Below are 19526 nucleotides of genomic sequence, written 5' to 3' on the forward strand. Positions count from 1 at the left end.
AATGTTGCAACCTAAGCGTACGAAGTTCCGCAAGCAGATGACAGGCCACAACCGTGGTCTGGCTCAGCGCGGTAGCAAAGTCAGCTTCGGCGAGTTCGCGCTGAAGTCTGTAGCTCGTGGTCGTCTCACCGCTCGTCAGATCGAGTCAGCGCGTCGTGCTCTGACCCGTCACGTAAAACGTGGCGGCAAGATCTGGATCCGTGTATTCCCGGACAAGCCGATCTCCAAAAAACCTCTCGAGGTTCGGATGGGTAAAGGTAAGGGTAACGTGGAGTACTGGGTAGCCCAGATTCAGCCAGGCAAAGTCCTGTATGAAATCGAGGGTGTTTCTGAAGAGCTGGCGCGTGAGGCTTTCGCCCTGGCTGCTGCAAAGCTGCCGCTCGCCACCTCCTTTGTTAAACGGACGGTGATGTGATGAAAGCGAATGAACTTCGTGAAAAATCCGCACAGCAGCTGAACGAGCAACTGCTCGGCCTGCTGCGCGACCAGTTCAATCTGCGTATGCAGAAAGCAACTGGCCAGTTGGGGCAGTCTCATCTGCTCTCGCAAGTTAAGCGTGACATCGCTCGCGTGAAGACTGTGCTCAACCAGCAGGCAGGTAAGTGATCATGGCTGAAGCCGAAAAGACTGTCCGTACGCTGACTGGCCGTGTTGTCAGCGACAAGATGGACAAAACCATCACCGTTTTGATCGAGCGTCGCGTTAAGCACCCGATCTACGGTAAATATGTTAAGCGTTCGACTAAGCTGCACGCGCACGACGAAACCAATCAGTGCCACATCGGCGACAAAGTCACTATTCGTGAAACTCGTCCGATGGCCAAGACCAAGTCTTGGGCACTGGTTGATGTTCTCGAACGCGCTGTGGAAGTCTAAGGACTAGGGGTCGGAGAAATTATATGATTCAGACTCAATCCATGCTCGATGTGGCCGATAACAGCGGCGCTCGCCGTGTTATGTGCATCAAGGTGCTGGGTGGCTCCCATCGTCGTTACGCTGGTATCGGTGACATCATCAAGGTTACCGTGAAGGAAGCAATTCCTCGCGGTAAGGTGAAAAAAGGCCAAGTGATGACTGCTGTTGTAGTCCGCACTCGTCACGGCGTACGTCGTGCTGATGGCTCCATTATCCGCTTTGATGGCAACGCTGCTGTTCTTCTGAACAACAAGCAAGAGCCGATCGGCACCCGTATCTTTGGGCCAGTGACCCGTGAACTTCGTACTGAGAAGTTCATGAAGATCGTCTCGCTCGCCCCAGAAGTGCTGTAAGGAGATCCGACATGCAAAAGATTCGTCGTGACGACGAGATCATCGTGATCGCCGGCAAAGACAAAGGTAAGCGCGGTAAGGTGCTTAAGGTTCTCGCCAATAACCGTCTGGTTATCGGTGGTCTGAACCTGGTCAAGCGTCATACCAAGCCTAACCCGATGTCGGGCGTGCAGGGCGGTATCGTCGAGAAAGAAGCTCCGCTGGACGCTTCTAACGTCGCCATCTTCAACGGCGAAACCAACAAGGCTGACCGCGTTGGTTTCAAAGTAGAAGACGGTAAGAAAATTCGTGTCTTCAAGTCGACCCAAAAAGCGGTTGATGCTTGAACACTGCTAGGTAGATTAGACCATGGCACGACTACAAGAGATTTACCGGAAGGAAATCGCCCCTAAGCTTAAGGAAGAACTTAAGCTCGGGAATGTGATGGAAGTTCCGCGCGTCACCAAAATCACCCTGAACATGGGGCTGGGCGAAGCGATCGGCGACAAAAAAGTCATCGAGCACGCTGTTGCTGACCTGGAAAAGATCACCGGTCAAAAAGTCGTTGTGACTTACGCTCGGAAATCCATCGCTGGCTTTAAAGTCCGTGAAGGTTGGCCGATCGGCGTCAAAGTGACTCTGCGCCGTGAGCGTATGTACGAATTCCTGGATCGTCTGCTGTCGATCTCCCTGCCTCGGGTCCGCGACTTCCGCGGCCTGAATGCCAAGTCCTTCGATGGTCGTGGTAACTACAGCATGGGCGTTAAAGAGCAGATCATCTTCCCGGAAATCGACTACGACAAGATCGATGCTCTCCGCGGTCTGGACATCACCCTGACCACCACTGCCAAGAACGATGATGAAGGCCGCGCTCTGCTGCGTGCGTTCAAATTCCCGTTCCGCAACTGATTGGAGTAGGACCATGGCCAAGATGAGCATGAAAAACCGCGAGCTGAAGCGTCAGCTCACGGTTGCCAAGTACGCCAAGAAGCGTGCAGCACTGAAAGCAATCATCGTTGATCTGAACGCAAGTCCAGAAGCGCGTTGGGAAGCTACAGTTGCTCTGCAGAAGCAGCCACGTGACGCAAGCGCTTCGCGCATGCGTAACCGCTGCCGCCTGACCGGTCGTCCACACGGCGTTTACCGCAAGTTCGGCCTCGGCCGTAACAAACTGCGTGAAGCGGCAATGCGTGGTGACGTACCAGGTCTGGTTAAAGCCAGCTGGTAAGTACTTTCAACGTCCAGGTGGTCGGAATCGCAAGATACTGACCGCCGGTGACCTTGAATCTGGATCAAGCCCCTTTTGGGGCTTGTTTCATTTCTGGAGTATGTCTAAAATACGCGGCTCGCCTGAGCCCGTGTTTTTTGTGCTCGGAGATTCTCGGCGACATATGTAGCCGCAAGGCTAATTTTTTTGTATTAGGAGCGTCTAGCCCATGAGTATGCAGGACCCGTTAGCGGACATGCTAACTCGTATCCGTAATGCCCAGATGGCTGAAAAGTCCGTCGTAAGCATGCCATCTTCCAAGTTGAAGGTAGCTGTTGCCAAAGTCCTGAAAGACGAAGGCTACATTGCGGGTTATCAGATCAGCAGCGAAATCAAACCACTGCTGTCCATCGAGCTGAAGTACTTCGAAGGCCGTTCGGTCATCGAGGAAGTGAAGCGCGTTAGCCGTCCAGGCCTGCGTCAGTACAAGTCCGCTGAAGATCTGCCGAAAGTTCGTGGCGGTCTGGGCGTGTCTATCGTCTCCACCAACAAAGGTGTGATGACGGATCGTGCTGCGCGCGCTGCCGGTGTCGGCGGCGAAGTTCTTTGCACTGTGTTCTAAGGGGGGATAAGCATGTCTCGCGTCGCTAAGAACCCCGTTAAGCTGCCAGCCGGTGTCGAAGTCAAATTCGCAGGCCAACAGCTTTCGGTGAAGGGTGCCAAGGGTACTCTTGAACTGAACATCCATTCGTCCGTTGAGATCGTTGAAGAAGCTGGTGAGCTGCGTTTCGCTGCTCGCAATGGCGATCAACAAACTCGCGCAATGGCCGGTACCACGCGTGCGTTGGTAAACAACATGGTCCAAGGCGTAAGCCAAGGCTTCGAGCGCAAGCTCCAGCTGGTCGGTGTTGGTTACAAAGCGCAAGCAAAAGGCACGGTTTTGAACCTTGCCCTTGGCTTCTCGCACCCAGTGGATTACGAACTGCCAGCGGGCATCACTGCTGAGACTCCTAGCCAGACCGATATCCTGATCAAGGGCATCGACAAGCAGCTGGTAGGTCAAGTGGCCGCTGAGATCCGCGACTTCCGTCCACCAGAGCCGTACAAAGGCAAAGGTGTGCGCTACGCGGACGAAGTCGTCCGTCGTAAAGAAGCCAAGAAGAAGTAGGGCATAGCAAATGACCGACAAAAAAGTTACTCGACTGCGTCGCGCTCGCAAAGCACGCCTGAAAATGCACGAACTCGAAGTCGTGCGTCTCTGCGTGTTCCGCTCGTCGCAGCACATCTACGCCCAGGTCATCTCGGCCGACGGCAACAAAGTCCTGGCAAGCGCCTCGACTTTGGATAAAGAACTGCGTGATGGTGCCACTGGCAACATCGACGCGGCCACAAAGGTTGGCCAGCTGGTCGCTACGCGTGCTAAGGCCGCTGGCGTCTCGCAAGTGGCTTTCGACCGCTCTGGCTTCAAGTACCACGGCCGCGTGAAAGCGCTGGCTGATGCTGCTCGTGAAGCTGGGCTGGAGTTCTAAGTTATGTCAAATAACGACCAAAAGCGCGACGAAGGCTACATTGAGAAGCTGGTTCAAGTTAACCGCGTAGCCAAAACCGTTAAAGGCGGCCGTATCTTCACTTTCACCGCGTTGACCGTGGTGGGTGATGGTAAAGGGCGTGTTGGCTTCGGCCGTGGCAAGTCACGTGAAGTGCCTGCCGCGATCCAGAAGGCAATGGAAGCTGCTCGCCGCAACATGATCCAAGTTGATCTGAACGGCACCACTCTGCAGTACGCAATGAAGTCCGCTCACGGCGCTTCGAAGGTGTACATGCAGCCTGCTTCTGAAGGTACCGGTATCATCGCTGGCGGCGCTATGCGTGCTGTCCTCGAAGTTGCTGGCGTTCAGAACGTTCTGGCCAAGTGCTACGGCTCGACTAACCCGGTAAACGTGGTTCACGCCACTTTCAAGGGTCTGAAGGCTATGCAATCTCCTGAGTCCATCGCTGCCAAGCGTGGTCTGACTGTCAAGGAGATCTTCTGATCATGGCTACCGTTAAAGTAACGCTGATCAAAAGCATGACCGGCCGCATCCCTAACCACAAATTGTGCGTTAAAGGTTTGGGTCTGCGTCGCATCGGTCACACTGTAGAAGTCCAGGATACTCCCGAGAATCGCGGGATGATCAACAAGGCTTACTACATGCTGCGTGTAGAGGGTTAATCGATGAAACTCAATGATCTGAGTCCAGCGCCGGGTTCCCGTCGCGAAAAGCATCGTCCGGGCCGTGGTATCGGTAGCGGTTTGGGTAAGACTGGTGGCCGTGGCCACAAAGGTCAAACCTCCCGTTCCGGTGGCACCATCGCTCCAGGCTTTGAAGGCGGTCAACAGCCGCTGCATCGTCGCCTGCCTAAGTTCGGTTTCGTATCCCTGAAAGCCATGGACCGCGCAGAAGTGCGTCTGTCCGAGCTGGCTAAAGTGGAAGGCGACATCGTTACTGTGCAGACCCTGAAAGATGCCAACGTGATCAACGTCAACGTACAGCGTGTGAAAATCATGCTGTCCGGTGAAGTGACTCGCGCTGTCACTATCGGCAAGGGAATCGGCGCCACCAAAGGTGCGCGTTCGGCTATCGAAGCAGCTGGCGGCAAGTTCGAGGAATAAATGGCTAAGCAAGGTGCTCTCTCAGCGCTCGGCAAAGGCGGTATGTCTGAACTTTGGGCTCGTCTGCGTTTTCTGTTCCTGGCGATTATCGTCTACCGAATAGGCGCACACATCCCGGTTCCAGGTATCAACCCGGACCGACTCGCAGACCTGTTTCGACAGAATGAGGGGACCATTCTTAGCTTGTTCAACATGTTTTCCGGCGGCGCGCTGGAGCGGATGAGCATCTTTGCACTGGGGATCATGCCGTATATCTCGGCATCGATCATCATGCAGCTGATGACAGCCGTCAGCCCGCAGCTGGAGCAGTTGAAGAAGGAAGGTGAAGCTGGCCGTCGCAAGATTAGCCAGTACACCCGCTACGGCACTGTCGTCCTCGCCCTGGTTCAAGCTATCGGCATGTCCGTTGGCCTGGCAGGGCAGGGCGTTGCGTTCACTGGTGACTTTGGCTTCCATTTCGTCGCGGTATCCACGTTTGTGGCTGGTGCGATGTTCATGATGTGGCTGGGTGAGCAGATTACTGAGCGTGGTGTTGGTAACGGTATCTCGATGTTGATTTTCGCAGGTATCGTCGCCGGTCTTCCGAGAGCAATCGGGCAGTCTTTCGAGTCTGCGCGTCAGGGTGATATCAATATCTTCGCCTTGGTTGCCATCGGTTTGCTGGCAGTAGCGATTATCGGTTTTGTGGTGTTCATTGAGCGTGGCCAGCGTCGTATTGCTGTTCACTACGCCAAGCGTCAGCAGGGCCGTAAGGTCTTTGCTGCGCAGACCAGCCACTTGCCGCTGAAAGTGAATATGGCCGGTGTTATTCCGGCAATTTTCGCGAGCAGCATCTTGCTGTTTCCGGCTTCGTTGGGTACCTGGTTTGGTCAGTCTGAAAATATGGGCTGGCTGCAGGACCTCTCTCAGTCGATCGCTCCTGGTCAGCCGTTGAATATTCTGCTGTTTAGTGCAGGGATTATTTTCTTCTGCTTCTTCTATACGGCGTTGATGTTCAATCCGAAAGACGTAGCGGAAAACCTGAAGAAGTCCGGTGCCTTTATTCCGGGTATCCGTCCAGGTGAGCAGTCGGCACGCTACATTGATGGCGTTCTGACCCGTTTGACCCTGTTCGGTGCTCTATATATGACGGCCGTGTGCTTGTTGCCCCAGTTCCTGGTGGTTGCAGCAAACGTTCCGTTCTACCTTGGCGGGACCTCGTTGCTGATCGTGGTCGTGGTTGTGATGGACTTCATGTCCCAAGTACAATCGCACCTCGTTTCGCACCAGTACGAATCCCTGATGAAGAAAGCCAACCTGAAGGGCTACGGCAGCGGCATGTTGCGCTGAGTACCCCATAAGGTTCGAGGAGTTGGTGATGAAAGTTCGTGCATCGGTGAAAAAGCTGTGCCGTAACTGCAAGATTATTCGCCGCGAAGGTGTTGTTCGAGTAATTTGCAGCGCGGAACCGCGTCACAAACAGCGCCAAGGCTGAGTGTGATCCGCTTGAAGCCCGGCAGCTAGTGCGCTGCCGGGTTGATTATTTGTTATTACAGCGATATTATCTCGCGCCCTATTTCTTGGCTTCCGGGGCGTAGGTAGCTGTCAATTGGAGTCCCACTGAATGGCCCGTATTGCAGGCGTTAACATTCCAGATAACAAGCACACTGTTATCTCGCTGACCTACATCTATGGTGTTGGTCGCACTACTGCGCAGAAAATTTGCGCAGTTGCTGGGGTAAACCCAGCCGCTAAGATCAAGGATCTGAGCGACGAGCAGATTGAACAGCTGCGTGGCGAAGTGGCGAAGTTCACCACTGAAGGTGACCTGCGTCGCGAAATCAACATGAAAATCAAGCGTTTGATGGACCTCGGTTGCTATCGCGGTCTGCGTCATCGTCGTGGTCTTCCAGTACGCGGTCAGCGTACCAAGACTAACGCGCGTACCCGTAAAGGTCCGCGTAAGCCGATCCGCAAGTAATCGCCCCAGCGAATCGACAGGAAAATTATCATGGCAAAACCTGCTGCTCGTCCTCGTAAAAAAGTTAAAAAGACAGTGGTTGATGGCATCGCCCACATCCATGCATCTTTTAACAACACCATCGTGACCATCACCGACCGTCAAGGTAACGCGCTTTCTTGGGCTACCTCCGGTGGTTCGGGTTTCCGCGGTTCCCGCAAGTCCACCCCGTTTGCTGCTCAAGTAGCTGCTGAACGTGCTGGTCAAGCTGCGCTGGAATATGGCCTGAAAAACCTCGACGTTAACGTCAAAGGTCCAGGTCCAGGTCGTGAGTCTGCTGTCCGTGCTTTGAACGGCTGTGGCTATAAGATCGCCAGCATCACCGACGTGACGCCAATCCCGCACAACGGGTGCCGTCCGCCGAAGAAGCGCCGCGTGTAATCCAGGAGATTGTAAAGAATGGCTCGTTACATTGGTCCAAAATGCAAACTCGCTCGTCGCGAAGGCACCGATCTCTTCCTGAAGAGCGGCGTGCGCGCGATCGAATCGAAGTGCAACATTGAAGCAGCACCTGGTATCCACGGCCAACGCCGCGGTCGCCAGTCCGACTATGGCACCCAACTGCGTGAAAAGCAGAAGGTCCGTCGTATCTACGGCGTTCTCGAGCGTCAGTTCAGCGGCTACTACAAAGAAGCTGCTGGCAAGAAAGGTGCAACCGGTGAAAACCTGCTGCAACTGCTCGAATGCCGTTTGGACAACGTTGTATACCGTATGGGCTTTGGTTCGACTCGTGCCGAATCCCGTCAGCTGGTATCGCACAAGTCGATCAGCGTTAACGGTCAGACCGTAAACGTTCCGTCCTACCAGGTTCGTGCTGGTGACGTGGTCGCAGTTCGCGAGAAAGCAAAAAACCAACTTCGCATTGTCCAAGCTCTCGATCTGTGTGCCCAACGTGGCCGCGTAGAATGGGTAGAAGTAGACACTGAGAAGAAGTCGGGCGTTTTCAAGAACGTTCCTGCTCGCAGTGATCTGTCCGCCGACATCAACGAAAGCCTGATTGTCGAGCTCTACTCCAAGTAAGGGCTAGAAAATAGGTGCATCCATGCAGATTTCGGTAAATGAGTTCCTGACACCCCGCCACATTGATGTGCAGGTTGTCAGTCCAACCCGCGCCAAAATTACTCTCGAGCCTCTCGAGCGTGGTTTTGGCCACACCCTGGGCAACGCGCTGCGCCGCATCCTGTTGTCCTCAATGCCCGGCTGTGCAGTAGTCGAGGCCGAGATTGACGGTGTGCTCCACGAGTACAGCGCCATCGAAGGTGTACAGGAAGACGTAATTGAAATCCTGTTGAACCTTAAAGGTCTGGCTATCAAGCTGCACGGCCGTGACGAAGTTACGCTGACCTTGTCGAAGAAGGGTTCGGGGGTGGTTACCGCTGCCGATATTCAGCTGGATCATGATGTCGAGATCGTTAACCCCGATCACGTAATCGCTAACCTGGCGTCTAACGGCGCCCTGAACATGAAGCTCACTGTAGCTCGTGGTCGTGGTTATGAACCGGCCGACTCGCGTCAGAGCGATGAAGACGAAAGCCGCAGCATTGGTCGCTTGCAGCTTGACTCTTCGTTCAGCCCGGTTCGCCGTATCGCATACGTGGTGGAAAACGCCCGTGTCGAGCAGCGTACTAACCTGGACAAGCTGGTTATTGATCTGGAAACCAACGGTACCCTGGATCCTGAAGAGGCTATCCGCCGCGCTGCAACCATTCTGCAACAGCAGTTGGCTGCGTTCGTCGACCTCAAAGGTGACAGCGAACCAGTGGTAATCGAGCAGGAAGACGAGATCGATCCGATCCTGCTTCGCCCGGTTGACGATCTGGAACTGACTGTACGTTCGGCTAACTGCCTTAAGGCGGAAAACATTTACTACATCGGTGACCTGATCCAGCGCACCGAAGTAGAACTGTTGAAGACTCCGAACCTGGGCAAGAAATCCTTGACTGAAATCAAGGACGTTCTGGCCTCCCGCGGTCTGTCCCTCGGCATGCGCCTCGACAACTGGCCGCCTGCAAGTCTTAAGAAGGACGACAAGGCGACTGCCTGATCGTCGTAATCACCGAACGTGAGTTTGGTAAGGAATGAACCATGCGTCATCGTAAAAGTGGTCGTCACCTGAGCCGTACCAGCTCGCACCGCAAGGCCATGTTCCAAAACATGGCGGTGTCGCTGTTCGAGCACGAGCTGATCAAAACTACACTGCCGAAAGCTAAAGAACTGCGTCGCGTTGCTGAGCCGCTGATCACATTGGCCAAGACAGACAGCCTGGCTAACCGCCGTCTGGCTTTCGACCGTACTCGTTCGAAAGCTATCGTTGGTAAGCTCTTCAACGACCTGGGCAAGCGTTACGCTACCCGTGAGGGCGGCTACCTGCGCATCCTCAAGTGCGGTTTCCGCGCTGGCGACAACGCGCCTATGGCGTACGTCGAGTTGGTTGATCGTGCTACTGCCGGCGAAGCTGTAAGCGCCGAGTAATACGACAAGCTGCAACGAAGAACCGGGCCTAGTGCCCGGTTTTTTGTGCGCGTAACACAAGCGCGTTACGTACAAGAATCTTCAGGCGGCACGCTTCACTATGAGCGTCGGGCATGTTGGTAGTTATTTTCTATTGAAGCCTACAATTTAATGAATTTGTAGGTGTCATGTGGATGGTCAATACTCCCTCCAAGCCGATTAGCCGGCAGTTTCAAGCCCGACCTGAGGAAGATGCGCATGAGCCAGAATAAAGTCCTTACCACCGCCAGCGGCGCGCCCGTTGCGGACAATCAGAACTCACGTTCCGCCGGCCCTCGTGGCCCCTTGCTGCTCGACGATTTTCACCTGATCGAGAAGCTCGCTCACTTCAACCGTGAAAATATCCCTGAGCGTCGCGTGCACGCCAAAGGTTCGGGTGCCTTCGGGACCTTCACGGTGACAAAAGACATTACCCAATACACCAGCGCCAAATTGTTCGAGTCCGTTGGAAAGCAGACCCCTACGTTCCTGCGTTTCTCCACGGTAGGTGGAGAGCGCGGTTCGGCCGACACAGAGCGCGATCCACGTGGCTTCGCCTTGAAGTTCTACACCGAGGAAGGCAACTGGGACATCGTCGGTAACAACACCCCTGTGTTCTTTATCCGTGATCCGCTGAAGTTCCCGGATTTTATCCACACCCAGAAACGCCTGCCGCAGAGCAACCTGAAAAGCGCGCAGATGATGTGGGACTTCTGGTCGCACTCACCAGAGGCGCTGCATCAGGTCACCATTCTGTTTTCGGACCGTGGCATCCCGGACGGCTATCGCCACATGCATGGTTTCGGCAGCCACACTTACAGTCTGATCAATGCCCAGGGCGAGCGTCATTGGGTGAAGTGGCACTACAAGACCAAGCAAGGCATCAAGAACCTGGCGCCGGCCGAGGCTGCCCGCTTGGCGGGTACCGATCCTGACTACGCCCAGCGCGATCTGTTTGGTGCAATCGAGCGCGGTGACTTCCCCAAGTGGCGCGTGTGCATCCAGATCATGACCGAGGCACAGGCGAATGCCCATTACGAGAACCCGTTTGATGTGACCAAGACCTGGTCGCAAAAAGAGTTCCCGTTGATTGAAGTGGGTGAGCTGGAGCTCAACCGTAATCCGCAGAACTACTTCGCAGAAGTTGAGCAGGCTGCATTTGGCCCAAGCAACATGGTCCCAGGCGTTGGCCTGTCCCCAGACCGTATGCTCCAAGGTAGGGTGTTCGCCTACGCAGATGCTCACCGCTACCGTGTCGGCACTAACCACCAGCAACTGCCGGTGAACGCGCCACGTAGCCCGGTTAACAGCTACCAGCGTGACGGTTCCATGGCTTTCGGCAGCAATGGTGGGGCGGCTCCGAACTACGAGCCAAACAGCTATGCCGACGCACCAAAACAAGCCCCGCAATATGCAGAGCCAGCACTGGCCCTGAGCGGTGCCGCCGATCGTTACGATCACCGCGAAGATACGGACTACTACAGCCACGCCGGTGCGCTGTTCCGTCTGATGAATGATGAGCAAAAAGCGTTGCTCACCAATAACATCGCGGGCGCAATGGCTGGGGTTTCCAGCGATGTGGTCCAGCGTCAACTGCAGCACTTCTATAAGGCCGACCCGGCTTATGGAGAAGCAATTGCAAAGGCATTGGGTGTATCGCTTAACTGACTCTAAACGATAAGCAGAACCGCCCTCATTTGGGCGGTTTTTGCGTTATTTCAGCTACTTTTCTCCGGAAATCTTCACTTTTCTGCCGTTTGTCCCGTGACCTTCAAGTCAGCATGGTTCAAACTACAGTCTTTCAAGCAGGGAGATGTAGGGCGATGCAAGGTCACCCCGACGTAATCGATTACCTCAACACGTTGCTGACGGGCGAACTGGCAGCTCGTGACCAATATTTCATCCATTCGCGTATGTACGAAGACTGGGGCTTTACCGAGCTCTATGAGCGTATCAACCACGAAATGGAAGAAGAGGCACAGCACGCTGACGCCCTGATGCGCCGCATTCTGATGCTCGAAGGCACGCCGCGTATGCGTCCTGATGATCTAGACGTGGGTACCACAGTGCCTGACATGCTCGCTGCCGATCTTCGCCTTGAGTACAAGGTCCGTGCCGCACTCTGCAAGGGCATTGAGCTTTGCGAACAGCACAACGACTATGTCACCCGGGAAATATTGCGGGTGCAGTTGAATGACACCGAAGAAGATCACACCTACTGGCTGGAAAAGCAGTTGGGCCTGATCAAGTTGATCGGCCTGGAAAATTACCTGCAATCGCAGTTCTGATTCCGGTTACAAAAAAAGCCCCTGTCACCGCAAAGTGGCGGGGGCTTTTTATTGGGCGATGAAAAAATCAGGCCCTGTCGCGTTCCAGCAACGGTTTCAAGTAGTAACCGGTGTGCGATTGAGGCATTTCGGAAACCTGCTCCGGAGTGCCCACTGCGATGATCTGGCCACCCTTAGAACCACCTTCTGGCCCCAGGTCTACCAGCCAGTCGGCAGTCTTGATCACATCAAGGTTGTGCTCGATCACCACCACGGTATTGCCGTGGTCCCGCAAGCGGTGCAGTACGTCCAGCAACTGCTGGATATCCGCGAAGTGCAGGCCAGTGGTCGGCTCATCGAGGATGTACAAGGTTTTGCCGGTATCACGCTTGGACAGCTCGCGAGACAGCTTGACCCGCTGCGCCTCGCCACCCGACAGCGTGGTCGCTGACTGCCCCAGCTTGATGTACGACAGGCCCACATCCATCAGCGTCTGCAGCTTGCGCGCCAGCGCCGGCACTGCGTCGAAGAACTCGCGAGCTTCCTCGATCGTCATTTCCAGGGTCTCGTGGATGCTCTTGCCCTTGTACTTGATCTCCAGGGTCTCGCGGTTGTAGCGCTTGCTCTTGCACACATCGCACGGCACGTAGATGTCCGGCAGGAAGTGCATTTCCACCTTGATCAGGCCATCACCCTGGCACGCTTCACAGCGGCCACCCTTGACGTTGAACGAGAAACGGCCCGGCCCATAACCCCGTGAGCGCGACTCTGGCACGCCAGCGAACAACTCACGGATAGGGGTAAACAGCCCGGTGTAGGTAGCTGGGTTGGAGCGAGGCGTACGCCCAATCGGGCTCTGGTCGATGTCGACCACCTTGTCCAGATGCTCCAGGCCCTTGATGCTGTCGTGAGCCGCCGCTTCCAGGGTGGTCGCGCCATTCAGGGCGGTGGCACTCAGTGGGAACAGGGTGTTGTTGATCAGCGTCGACTTGCCCGAACCGGAAACACCGGTCACGCAGGTCAGCAGGCCCAGCGGAATCTCCAGGTCGACATTGCGCAGGTTGTTCCCGCGCGCGCCCTTGAGATGCAGCGCCATCTTCTTGTTACGCGGCGTTCGCTTGGCGGGTACTTCAATCTTCACACGGCCAGACAAGTATTTGCCGGTCAGTGAATCAGGATGTGCCATCACCTCGGCAGGCGTGCCTTCAGCAACGATATGGCCACCATGCACGCCCGCGCCGGGGCCGATATCGACCACGTAGTCCGCCAGGCGGATAGCGTCTTCATCATGCTCGACCACGATCACGGTATTGCCGATATCGCGCAGGTGTTTCAGCGTGCCCAGCAGGCGGTCGTTATCCCGTTGGTGCAAGCCAATCGAGGGTTCGTCGAGGATATACAGCACGCCCACGAGGCCGGCGCCGATCTGGCTGGCTAGGCGAATGCGCTGTGCCTCACCGCCAGACAGGGTATCGGCACTGCGGTCCAGCGACAGATAGTCCAGGCCCACGTTGACCAGGAACTGCAATCGCTCGCGAATCTCCTTGAGGATCTTGTCGGCAATCTCTCCACGACGACCGGTCAGCTTCAGCACGCCAAAGTATTCACAGGCATCGCCGATCGGCAGGTTGGTTACTGCCGGCAGGGTCTTCTCGCCCACCCATACATGCCGGGCTTCACGGCGCAGGCGCGTGCCACGGCAATCCGGGCATGGCTGTGTGCTGAGGAACTTCGCCAGCTCCTCGCGCACGCTCGCCGATTCGGTTTCGCGGTAACGGCGTTCCAGGTTCGGCACGATGCCTTCGAACGGGTGCGAGCGCTTGACGATATCGCCGCGATCGTTCAGGTATTTGAAGTCGACATTCTGCGAACCGCTGCCATTTAGAATGACCTTCTGCTGGTCTGCCGGGAGTTGGTTGAACGGTACTTCCAGGCTGAACTTGTAGTGGGAGGCCAACGACCCAAGCATCTGGAAGTAGTAGACGTTACGTCTGTCCCATCCGCGTATCGCACCCTCGGCCAAGGTCAGCTCGCCATTGACCAGGCGCTTGATGTCGAAAAACTGCTTCACACCCAGGCCGTCGCAAGTCGGGCAGGCGCCGGCCGGGTTGTTGAAGGAAAACAGCTTGGGTTCGAGCTCGCTGATGGCATGGCCACAGATCGGGCAGGCGAAGCGTGCGGAGAAGATGATCTCTTCGCCCGGCTCGTTATCCATCGGCGCTACCAGGGCAATGCCATCGGCCAGCTTCAGCGCGGTTTCGAACGATTCCGCCAAACGCTGCTGCAAGTCGGCGCGCACCTTGAATCGGTCGACCACCACATCAATGGAGTGCTTTTTCTGCTTGTCCAGCTTCGGCGCTTCGTCCAGCTCATAGAGCTTGCCGTTGATGCGCGCACGTACAAAACCCTGGGCACGCAGCTCTTCGAAGACCGACAGGTGTTCGCCCTTGCGCTCGCGAATGACAGGCGCCAGCAGCATCAGCTTGGCGCCTTCGGGCTGGGCCAGCACCAGGTCGACCATCTGGCTGACGGTCTGGGCTTCCAGGGGAATATCGTGGTCCGGGCAGCGGGGGATACCCACGCGTGCGTAGAGCAGGCGCAGGTAGTCGTAGATCTCGGTAATGGTACCCACGGTGGAGCGCGGGTTGTGGGACGTGGATTTCTGCTCGATGGAAATAGCCGGCGACAGGCCTTCAATGGTGTCGACATCGGGCTTTTCCATCATCGACAGGAACTGCCTGGCGTAGGCCGACAGCGATTCCACATAGCGACGCTGACCTTCGGCATACAGCGTGTCGAACGCCAGGGACGATTTGCCGGAGCCGGACAAGCCGGTGATGACGATCAGTTTGTCCCGGGGCAGGGTCAGGTCGATGTTCTTCAGGTTGTGGGTTCTAGCCCCACGAATCAGGATCTTGTCCAAGATGGCCTCGCACGGCGGGCGTAAATGATGCCGGAGTATACGGCTAAAGACTGGATGAATATACACTGTCAAAACGCCGCTTGCAGCCTTACATGAAAGCTGCGCGGCAAAGCGCCGCATATACCCTCTCAATCGATGGGACTGGTAGAATCGCCGCCGGTTCACACGAGGTTTTTCCATGCACGATCCCCACAGCGAACGCATGAGTAGCGGCGAGACCCGAGCGGCAAGCGGGCTGGCCCTGGTGTTCGCCTTCCGTATGCTGGGCATGTTTATGGTGTTGCCAGTGCTGGCCACCTATGGGATGGATCTCGCAGGTGCGACCCCCGCCTTGATCGGCCTGGCGATTGGTGCCTATGGCCTGACCCAGGCAATTTTCCAGATCCCGTTCGGGATTATTTCCGACCGCATTGGCCGTCGCCCGGTGATCTATCTCGGGCTGATCGTATTCGCCCTTGGCAGTGTGCTAGCGGCCCAATCCGATTCGATCTGGGGCGTGATCGCCGGCCGCATCCTGCAGGGCGCCGGTGCGATTTCCGCCGCCGTGATGGCGCTGCTGTCGGACCTGACCCGCGAACAACACCGCACCAAGGCCATGGCGATGATCGGCATGACCATCGGCCTGTCGTTTGCCGTGGCCATGGTGGTCGGGCCCTTGCTCACGCGCGCGTTCGGCTTGCATGGGCTGTTCCTGGCCACGGGCGGCATGGCGTTGTTTGGCATCCTGATAGTTGCCTTTATGGTGCCGCGCTCCACCGGTACCCTGCAGCATCGTGAATCGGGCGTCGCACGCAAGGCGTTGCTTCCCACGCTCAAGCACCCGGACTTGCTGCGCCTGGATTTAGGTATCTTCGTATTACACGCCATGCTGATGTGCAGCTTCGTCGCCTTGCCCCTGGCCCTGGTGGAAAAAGCCGGCCTGCCCAAGGAACAGCACTGGTGGGTCTACCTCACTGCGCTGTTGATTTCGTTCTTCGCCATGATCCCGTTCATCATCTATGGCGAGAAGAAACGCAAAATGAAACGAGTTTTACTCGGCGCCGTCGCGACATTGATGCTCACTGAACTATTCTTCTGGCAGTTCGGCGACAGCCTGCGAGCATTGGTGATCGGTACGGTGGTGTTTTTCACCGCCTTCAACCTGCTCGAAGCGTCGTTGCCGTCACTGATCAGTAAAGTTTCACCGGCAGGCGGCAAGGGCACGGCCATGGGGGTGTATTCCACCAGCCAGTTCCTGGGTTCCGCGTTGGGCGGCATCATGGGCGGCTGGATGTTCCAGCATGGCGGTTTGTCGGTTGTGTTCCTCGGATGCGCCGGGCTGGCTGCACTTTGGCTGGTCTTTGCTGTTACCATGCGCGAACCTCCCTACGTCACCAGTCTGCGTTTGCCGCTATCGCCCGAGGCGATCCGCGAAGCCGGCCTGGTAGAGCGCCTGAAGGCTGTCGTAGGGGTAACGGATGCAGTCGTGGTCGCTGAAGAGGCGGCCATTTACATCAAATTGGACACCGAATTATTGGATCGCGCGACGCTCGAGCAACTGGTCAACCCAGTGCCGACAGCGCGCCCAGCCTAGGAGAACGTTATGGCCCGTGGGGTTAACAAAGTCATATTGGTCGGTACTTGCGGCCAGGATCCCGAAGTTCGCTACTTGCCTAACGGTAACGCCGTGACCAACCTGAGCCTGGCGACCAGCGAACAGTGGACCGACAAGCAGACCGGCCAGAAGGTCGAGAAGACCGAATGGCACCGCGTGTCGATGTTCGGCAAGGTTGCGGAGATCGCCGGTGAATACCTGCGCAAAGGTTCGCAGGTGTACATCGAAGGCAAACTGCAAACCCGCGAGTGGGAAAAAGACGGCATCAAGCGTTACACCACCGAAATCGTGGTCGACATGCAAGGCACCATGCAACTGCTGGGCGGCCGTCCACAGGGCGACCAACAGGGCCAGGGCGGCATGTCCAACTCGGCACCGCGCCCACAGCAGTCGCGTCCGCAGCCAAGCCAGCAGCCACAGCGGGAGTCGCGCCCAGCACCACAACAGGCTGCTCCGCAACCGGCTCCGGATTTCGACAGCTTTGATGACGATATCCCGTTCTAAGGTCCAAGACCGACCCTGAACAAACAAAACCCCCGATAGCGAAAGCATCGGGGGTTTTTTATGGTCGACGTGCAGGCGTCGCGCGCGGGGTGCCTTTGTACAGGCAGCACACCAACCCCAGCATTTGTTCTCATGGCTCACAAGATTTAGGCTGGCGCCACCTCTAACAAAGAAGGAAGGCTGTGATGACCTGGTCCGCCAAGCAGTACACGATGTTCGAACAGCAGCGCACTCGCCCCGTCCGTGACCTGGTTGCGGCAATTCCCAACACCGACGTGGGCACCGCAGTCGACCTGGGGTGCGGGCCGGGAAACTCCACTGAAGTGCTGGCCGAGCGTTTCCCCCAAGCGCACGTCACTGGCATGGACAGCTCCGATGACATGTTGGCAAATGCCCGCAAGCGCCTGCCCAGGTTGAACTTCGAGCTGGCGGACATCGGCGCCTGGCATCCTGCGCAACGCTTGGATGTGATTCTGGCCAATGCCTCGCTGCAATGGCTGCCCGACCACGCCACGCTCTACCCGCATTTGGTCCACCAACTGAATCCAGGCGGTACGCTGGCGGTGCAAACCCCGGACAACCTTGACGAGCCCGCTCATCGCCTGGCCCGAGAAGTCGCGGCCGATGGCCCATGGTCGGCAAAGATAGGGGCGGTCAAACACAATGAACGGCACACCGCCAGTCACTACTACGAACTGCTGAGCAAGCATTGCAGTACCGTGGACGTGTGGCGCACCACCTATCAACACCCCTTGGCGGACCACGCGGCGGTGGTGGAGTGGTTCAAGGCTTCGGCATTGCGGCCTTTTCTTGCGCCGTTGACGGACGATGAAAAAGCCGCCTTCCTGCAGCAATACCAGGCGCGAATTACCCAGGCTTATCCAGCCCTGGCCGATGGCACGGTGTTGTTGCCCTTTCCGCGGCTGTTCATCATTGCCACACGCTAAAGCGATCAGCCCAGGTGGCGGTCACGCAGCCGCTGCTTGGGCTTTCAGATATTCCTCTGCCGACACTACACCCGCATAGCCAAATGCCAGGGAGGCCATGTACGCCCCGTGCACCTGTGCCGCCGGAATCACCTGGCCGTTGAATTCCTGGTCGCGGGTCGCGCAGGCGTCATGGATCACCGTAACCTTGTAGCCCAGGTCCGCTGCCGCCCGCACCACGGCGTCAACGCACATATGGCTCATGCTACCCACCACCACCACCTCGGTGATGCTGCGCTGTTCCAGCAATTCGCGCAGGTTGGTTTGGCGAAACGCATTCACGAAGTGTTTGAGCACCACCGGTTCATCGCCCTCGTTGAGCACCTTGGCATGCAAATGCGCGCCTTCGGAGCCCGGTGTGAAGAACGGTGCGTCGTCGCCAGCGAACTCATGCCGTACATGAATCACCGCATCGCCTGCCTGCCGAAACGCCTGGAGCACCTGCGCCGCCTTGTCCGCTGCGGCTTCCACGCCGTCGAGCGGCCACTTGCCCTGGGGGAAGTAGTCGTTCTGGATATCGATTAGGATGAGCGCCTGCTTGGCCATGTGTGTTGCCTCGTGATGGGTTGATGGGCCTAGTATCTTAGCTGGCGATCACACCGAGAATTGGCTGCACCGACAATAACAGGGGGAAAACTGACAATGGCCGCGCAACGCAGCACTGTCGAGCTGGGTGTGTTGATCTACCAGGGTGCGCAACTCGCCGCAGTCCACGGGCTGACCGACCTGTTCGGGGTCGCTAACCGCATCGCCGCCGAGCATGAATCTGCGCAATTACCGCTGCTGCGGGTCAGCCACTGGCAGGTAGATGCCCACGGCACGCCCGCGCGCACGTTCGACAGCCACCCAGGCCCCGAGCAACCGATGATGGCCGTGTTGGTGCCGCCCTCGATTGCAGAGTTCACCGAAGACCAGGCGCCGCCTGCGCTGCTGGAATGGCTGCGCCTGCAACATGCGGGCGGCACCGTGCTGGGCGGCGTGTGCATCGGCTCGATCATGCTGGCGCGCAGCGGCCTGTTGGATGGCCGCAGTGCCACCACCCACTGGTCCTCCGCGAAGTCTTTTGCGGCCTGTTACCCGGCGGTGCGACTGGAAGCGGATAAACCTATTGTCGATGACGGCGACCTGATCACCTCCGCTGGGCTGATGGCCTGGTCGGAATTGGGCCTGCGCCTGGTCGATCGGCTTATGGGGCCGAGCATTGCAGCTGACACTGCGCGCTTTCTGGTGATCGAGCACAGCGCCAGTGCCAGCCAGTGCGGTAGCAACTTTGCGCCGATTCTCAGGCATGGTGATGGTGCGGTCCTCAAGGTCCAGCATTGGCTGCAGGCCAGTGGCGCGGTGGATGTGTCCGTGGCGGCGATGGCGCAGGAGGCGAACCTCGAGGAGCGCACGTTCTTGCGCCGCTTTCGCAACGCCACCGGGCTGAAACCCACCGAGTACTGTCAGCATCTGCGAGTCGGCAAGGCGCGGCAGATGCTGGAGTTCACCAACGGCACGATCGATCACATTGCCTGGACCGTGGGCTATCAGGACCCCAGCGCCTTTCGCGCCATCTTCAAGAAAATCACCGGCCTGTCCCCCAGTGATTACCGCAACCGCTTTGGGGTTTGAATCGTGCAGAACGCCGCAGGCTTCGCCCCGGGTCGTGCAGAAT

General features: G+C 57.1%; 28 protein-coding genes. 26 read left to right on the forward strand and 2 right to left on the reverse strand.

Annotated features, from left to right (window positions below):
• The first annotated feature begins 1 nt into the window (after position 1).
• The 22 genes from rplP (at position 2) to bfr (ending at position 11883) form a co-directional block, all read left to right on the forward strand.
• Positions 2-415, forward strand: a complete 414-nt coding sequence (gene rplP / locus HU730_RS24590; protein ID WP_003176421.1) for a 50S ribosomal protein L16 — start codon at positions 2-4, stop codon at positions 413-415.
• Positions 415-606 (forward strand): 50S ribosomal protein L29, encoded by a 192-nt coding sequence (gene rpmC, locus HU730_RS24595; RefSeq protein ID WP_002555481.1) that lies wholly within the window; start codon positions 415-417, stop codon positions 604-606. Before rplP ends, rpmC begins: the two co-directional genes overlap by 1 nt.
• 2 nt (positions 607-608) lie before the next feature.
• The gene (rpsQ, locus tag HU730_RS24600; protein WP_003194644.1) at positions 609-875 is read left to right on the forward strand and encodes a 30S ribosomal protein S17; all 267 of its coding nucleotides are present in this window, start codon (positions 609-611) and stop codon (positions 873-875) included.
• A gap of 23 nt (positions 876-898) precedes the next feature.
• A complete protein-coding gene (rplN, locus tag HU730_RS24605; RefSeq protein WP_002555479.1) occupies positions 899-1267 on the forward strand; it encodes a 50S ribosomal protein L14 in 369 nt (122 codons plus the stop codon).
• A gap of 11 nt (positions 1268-1278) precedes the next feature.
• Positions 1279-1593: a 50S ribosomal protein L24 gene (gene rplX, locus HU730_RS24610; RefSeq protein WP_003176416.1), complete on the forward strand. Its 315-nt coding sequence runs from the start codon at positions 1279-1281 to the stop codon at positions 1591-1593.
• A gap of 22 nt (positions 1594-1615) precedes the next feature.
• Positions 1616-2155, forward strand: coding sequence for a 50S ribosomal protein L5 (rplE, locus tag HU730_RS24615; RefSeq protein WP_003194642.1), 540 nt, complete (start codon positions 1616-1618; stop codon positions 2153-2155).
• A gap of 13 nt (positions 2156-2168) precedes the next feature.
• Complete coding sequence (gene rpsN, locus HU730_RS24620; protein WP_003176414.1) at positions 2169-2474, forward strand: 30S ribosomal protein S14; 306 nt, start codon at positions 2169-2171, stop codon at positions 2472-2474.
• 208 nt (positions 2475-2682) lie between these two features.
• On the forward strand, positions 2683-3075 hold the full coding sequence (gene rpsH, locus HU730_RS24625; RefSeq protein WP_003176413.1) for a 30S ribosomal protein S8: 393 nt from the start codon (positions 2683-2685) through the stop codon (positions 3073-3075).
• 12 nt (positions 3076-3087) lie between these two features.
• Complete coding sequence (gene rplF / locus HU730_RS24630; protein WP_003194640.1) at positions 3088-3621, forward strand: 50S ribosomal protein L6; 534 nt, start codon at positions 3088-3090, stop codon at positions 3619-3621.
• 10 nt (positions 3622-3631) lie between these two features.
• Positions 3632-3982 carry a 50S ribosomal protein L18 gene (gene rplR / locus HU730_RS24635; protein WP_003186037.1) on the forward strand — a complete coding sequence of 117 codons (351 nt, stop codon included), beginning with the start codon at positions 3632-3634 and terminating at the stop codon, positions 3980-3982.
• A gap of 3 nt (positions 3983-3985) precedes the next feature.
• The gene (gene rpsE, locus HU730_RS24640; RefSeq protein WP_003176409.1) at positions 3986-4486 is read left to right on the forward strand and encodes a 30S ribosomal protein S5; all 501 of its coding nucleotides are present in this window, start codon (positions 3986-3988) and stop codon (positions 4484-4486) included.
• 2 nt (positions 4487-4488) lie between these two features.
• Positions 4489-4665: a 50S ribosomal protein L30 gene (rpmD, locus tag HU730_RS24645; protein WP_003176408.1), complete on the forward strand. Its 177-nt coding sequence runs from the start codon at positions 4489-4491 to the stop codon at positions 4663-4665.
• Between the two features lie 3 nt (positions 4666-4668).
• Positions 4669-5106: a 50S ribosomal protein L15 gene (rplO, locus tag HU730_RS24650; RefSeq protein WP_003176407.1), complete on the forward strand. Its 438-nt coding sequence runs from the start codon at positions 4669-4671 to the stop codon at positions 5104-5106.
• On the forward strand, positions 5107-6435 hold the full coding sequence (gene secY, locus HU730_RS24655; RefSeq protein ID WP_003194637.1) for a preprotein translocase subunit SecY: 1329 nt from the start codon (positions 5107-5109) through the stop codon (positions 6433-6435).
• Positions 6436-6463: 28 nt separating this feature from the next.
• Positions 6464-6580: a 50S ribosomal protein L36 gene (gene rpmJ, locus HU730_RS24660; RefSeq protein WP_002555468.1), complete on the forward strand. Its 117-nt coding sequence runs from the start codon at positions 6464-6466 to the stop codon at positions 6578-6580.
• Positions 6581-6709: 129 nt separating this feature from the next.
• Positions 6710-7066, forward strand: a complete 357-nt coding sequence (gene rpsM / locus HU730_RS24665) for a 30S ribosomal protein S13 (protein ID WP_003194635.1) — start codon at positions 6710-6712, stop codon at positions 7064-7066.
• A 30-nt stretch (positions 7067-7096) separates the two neighbouring features.
• Positions 7097-7486: a 30S ribosomal protein S11 gene (gene rpsK, locus HU730_RS24670; RefSeq protein WP_002555466.1), complete on the forward strand. Its 390-nt coding sequence runs from the start codon at positions 7097-7099 to the stop codon at positions 7484-7486.
• 18 nt (positions 7487-7504) lie between these two features.
• On the forward strand, positions 7505-8125 hold the full coding sequence (gene rpsD, locus HU730_RS24675; RefSeq protein ID WP_003176404.1) for a 30S ribosomal protein S4: 621 nt from the start codon (positions 7505-7507) through the stop codon (positions 8123-8125).
• Between the two features lie 22 nt (positions 8126-8147).
• Entirely contained in the window at positions 8148-9149 is a 1002-nt protein-coding gene (gene rpoA, locus HU730_RS24680) for a DNA-directed RNA polymerase subunit alpha (RefSeq protein ID WP_003176403.1), read from the forward strand.
• 41 nt (positions 9150-9190) lie between these two features.
• Positions 9191-9577, forward strand: a complete 387-nt coding sequence (gene rplQ, locus HU730_RS24685) for a 50S ribosomal protein L17 (RefSeq protein ID WP_003176402.1) — start codon at positions 9191-9193, stop codon at positions 9575-9577.
• A 237-nt stretch (positions 9578-9814) separates the two neighbouring features.
• A complete protein-coding gene (locus HU730_RS24690; protein WP_044269390.1) occupies positions 9815-11263 on the forward strand; it encodes a catalase in 1449 nt (482 codons plus the stop codon).
• A 155-nt stretch (positions 11264-11418) separates the two neighbouring features.
• Positions 11419-11883 carry a bacterioferritin gene (gene bfr, locus HU730_RS24695; protein ID WP_003176400.1) on the forward strand — a complete coding sequence of 155 codons (465 nt, stop codon included), beginning with the start codon at positions 11419-11421 and terminating at the stop codon, positions 11881-11883.
• Positions 11884-11950: 67 nt separating this feature from the next.
• On the opposite strand, the gene uvrA is transcribed toward bfr, so the two are convergent.
• Positions 11951-14785: an excinuclease ABC subunit UvrA gene (gene uvrA / locus HU730_RS24700; RefSeq protein WP_181125288.1), complete on the reverse strand. Its 2835-nt coding sequence runs from the start codon at positions 14783-14785 to the stop codon at positions 11951-11953.
• 178 nt (positions 14786-14963) lie between these two features.
• On the opposite strand from uvrA, the gene HU730_RS24705 reads away from it, so the two are divergent.
• The 3 genes from HU730_RS24705 (at position 14964) to tam (ending at position 17830) form a co-directional block, all read left to right on the forward strand.
• Positions 14964-16358: an MFS transporter gene (locus HU730_RS24705; RefSeq protein ID WP_014720149.1), complete on the forward strand. Its 1395-nt coding sequence runs from the start codon at positions 14964-14966 to the stop codon at positions 16356-16358.
• Positions 16359-16367: 9 nt separating this feature from the next.
• The gene (locus HU730_RS24710; protein ID WP_003232445.1) at positions 16368-16883 is read left to right on the forward strand and encodes a single-stranded DNA-binding protein; all 516 of its coding nucleotides are present in this window, start codon (positions 16368-16370) and stop codon (positions 16881-16883) included.
• Positions 16884-17068: 185 nt separating this feature from the next.
• Positions 17069-17830, forward strand: coding sequence for a trans-aconitate 2-methyltransferase (gene tam / locus HU730_RS24715; protein WP_186527196.1), 762 nt, complete (start codon positions 17069-17071; stop codon positions 17828-17830).
• Positions 17831-17851: 21 nt separating this feature from the next.
• Here tam and HU730_RS24720 read toward each other — a convergent pair whose 3' ends face one another.
• Positions 17852-18415 (reverse strand): cysteine hydrolase family protein, encoded by a 564-nt coding sequence (locus HU730_RS24720; RefSeq protein WP_057975594.1) that lies wholly within the window; start codon positions 18413-18415, stop codon positions 17852-17854.
• 96 nt (positions 18416-18511) lie between these two features.
• On the opposite strand from HU730_RS24720, the gene HU730_RS24725 reads away from it, so the two are divergent.
• Positions 18512-19483, forward strand: a complete 972-nt coding sequence (locus HU730_RS24725) for a GlxA family transcriptional regulator (RefSeq protein WP_054918190.1) — start codon at positions 18512-18514, stop codon at positions 19481-19483.
• The last annotated feature ends 43 nt before the right edge of the window (positions 19484-19526 follow it).

Origin of the sequence: Pseudomonas sp. SWRI22, assembly GCF_014268395.2 — a bacterium.
GTDB lineage: Bacteria > Pseudomonadota > Gammaproteobacteria > Pseudomonadales > Pseudomonadaceae > Aquipseudomonas > Aquipseudomonas paracarnis.

What these genes read in the sequence shown, in the direction of transcription:
- rpmC (WP_002555481.1), top strand. Translation starts at nt 415, where the DNA reads ATGAAAGCGAATGAACTTCGTGAAAAATCCGCACAGCAGCTGAACGAG.
- rpsM (WP_003194635.1), top strand. Translation starts at nt 6,710, where the DNA reads ATGGCCCGTATTGCAGGCGTTAACATTCCAGATAACAAGCACACTGTT.
- rplN (WP_002555479.1), top strand. Translation starts at nt 899, where the DNA reads ATGATTCAGACTCAATCCATGCTCGATGTGGCCGATAACAGCGGCGCT.
- secY (WP_003194637.1), top strand. Translation starts at nt 5,107, where the DNA reads ATGGCTAAGCAAGGTGCTCTCTCAGCGCTCGGCAAAGGCGGTATGTCT.
- rpsQ (WP_003194644.1), top strand. Translation starts at nt 609, where the DNA reads ATGGCTGAAGCCGAAAAGACTGTCCGTACGCTGACTGGCCGTGTTGTC.
- HU730_RS24710 (WP_003232445.1), top strand. Translation starts at nt 16,368, where the DNA reads ATGGCCCGTGGGGTTAACAAAGTCATATTGGTCGGTACTTGCGGCCAG.
- rpmD (WP_003176408.1), top strand. Translation starts at nt 4,489, where the DNA reads ATGGCTACCGTTAAAGTAACGCTGATCAAAAGCATGACCGGCCGCATC.
- HU730_RS24725 (WP_054918190.1), top strand. Translation starts at nt 18,512, where the DNA reads ATGGCCGCGCAACGCAGCACTGTCGAGCTGGGTGTGTTGATCTACCAG.
- bfr (WP_003176400.1), top strand. Translation starts at nt 11,419, where the DNA reads ATGCAAGGTCACCCCGACGTAATCGATTACCTCAACACGTTGCTGACG.
- HU730_RS24720 (WP_057975594.1), bottom strand. Translation starts at nt 18,415, where the DNA reads ATGGCCAAGCAGGCGCTCATCCTAATCGATATCCAGAACGACTACTTC.
- rplX (WP_003176416.1), top strand. Translation starts at nt 1,279, where the DNA reads ATGCAAAAGATTCGTCGTGACGACGAGATCATCGTGATCGCCGGCAAA.
- rplQ (WP_003176402.1), top strand. Translation starts at nt 9,191, where the DNA reads ATGCGTCATCGTAAAAGTGGTCGTCACCTGAGCCGTACCAGCTCGCAC.
- rplE (WP_003194642.1), top strand. Translation starts at nt 1,616, where the DNA reads ATGGCACGACTACAAGAGATTTACCGGAAGGAAATCGCCCCTAAGCTT.
- rpoA (WP_003176403.1), top strand. Translation starts at nt 8,148, where the DNA reads ATGCAGATTTCGGTAAATGAGTTCCTGACACCCCGCCACATTGATGTG.
- rpsH (WP_003176413.1), top strand. Translation starts at nt 2,683, where the DNA reads ATGAGTATGCAGGACCCGTTAGCGGACATGCTAACTCGTATCCGTAAT.
- rplF (WP_003194640.1), top strand. Translation starts at nt 3,088, where the DNA reads ATGTCTCGCGTCGCTAAGAACCCCGTTAAGCTGCCAGCCGGTGTCGAA.
- rplR (WP_003186037.1), top strand. Translation starts at nt 3,632, where the DNA reads ATGACCGACAAAAAAGTTACTCGACTGCGTCGCGCTCGCAAAGCACGC.
- rpsK (WP_002555466.1), top strand. Translation starts at nt 7,097, where the DNA reads ATGGCAAAACCTGCTGCTCGTCCTCGTAAAAAAGTTAAAAAGACAGTG.
- rpmJ (WP_002555468.1), top strand. Translation starts at nt 6,464, where the DNA reads ATGAAAGTTCGTGCATCGGTGAAAAAGCTGTGCCGTAACTGCAAGATT.
- rpsE (WP_003176409.1), top strand. Translation starts at nt 3,986, where the DNA reads ATGTCAAATAACGACCAAAAGCGCGACGAAGGCTACATTGAGAAGCTG.
- tam (WP_186527196.1), top strand. Translation starts at nt 17,069, where the DNA reads ATGACCTGGTCCGCCAAGCAGTACACGATGTTCGAACAGCAGCGCACT.
- rplO (WP_003176407.1), top strand. Translation starts at nt 4,669, where the DNA reads ATGAAACTCAATGATCTGAGTCCAGCGCCGGGTTCCCGTCGCGAAAAG.
- rpsD (WP_003176404.1), top strand. Translation starts at nt 7,505, where the DNA reads ATGGCTCGTTACATTGGTCCAAAATGCAAACTCGCTCGTCGCGAAGGC.
- HU730_RS24705 (WP_014720149.1), top strand. Translation starts at nt 14,964, where the DNA reads ATGCACGATCCCCACAGCGAACGCATGAGTAGCGGCGAGACCCGAGCG.
- HU730_RS24690 (WP_044269390.1), top strand. Translation starts at nt 9,815, where the DNA reads ATGAGCCAGAATAAAGTCCTTACCACCGCCAGCGGCGCGCCCGTTGCG.
- rpsN (WP_003176414.1), top strand. Translation starts at nt 2,169, where the DNA reads ATGGCCAAGATGAGCATGAAAAACCGCGAGCTGAAGCGTCAGCTCACG.
- rplP (WP_003176421.1), top strand. Translation starts at nt 2, where the DNA reads ATGTTGCAACCTAAGCGTACGAAGTTCCGCAAGCAGATGACAGGCCAC.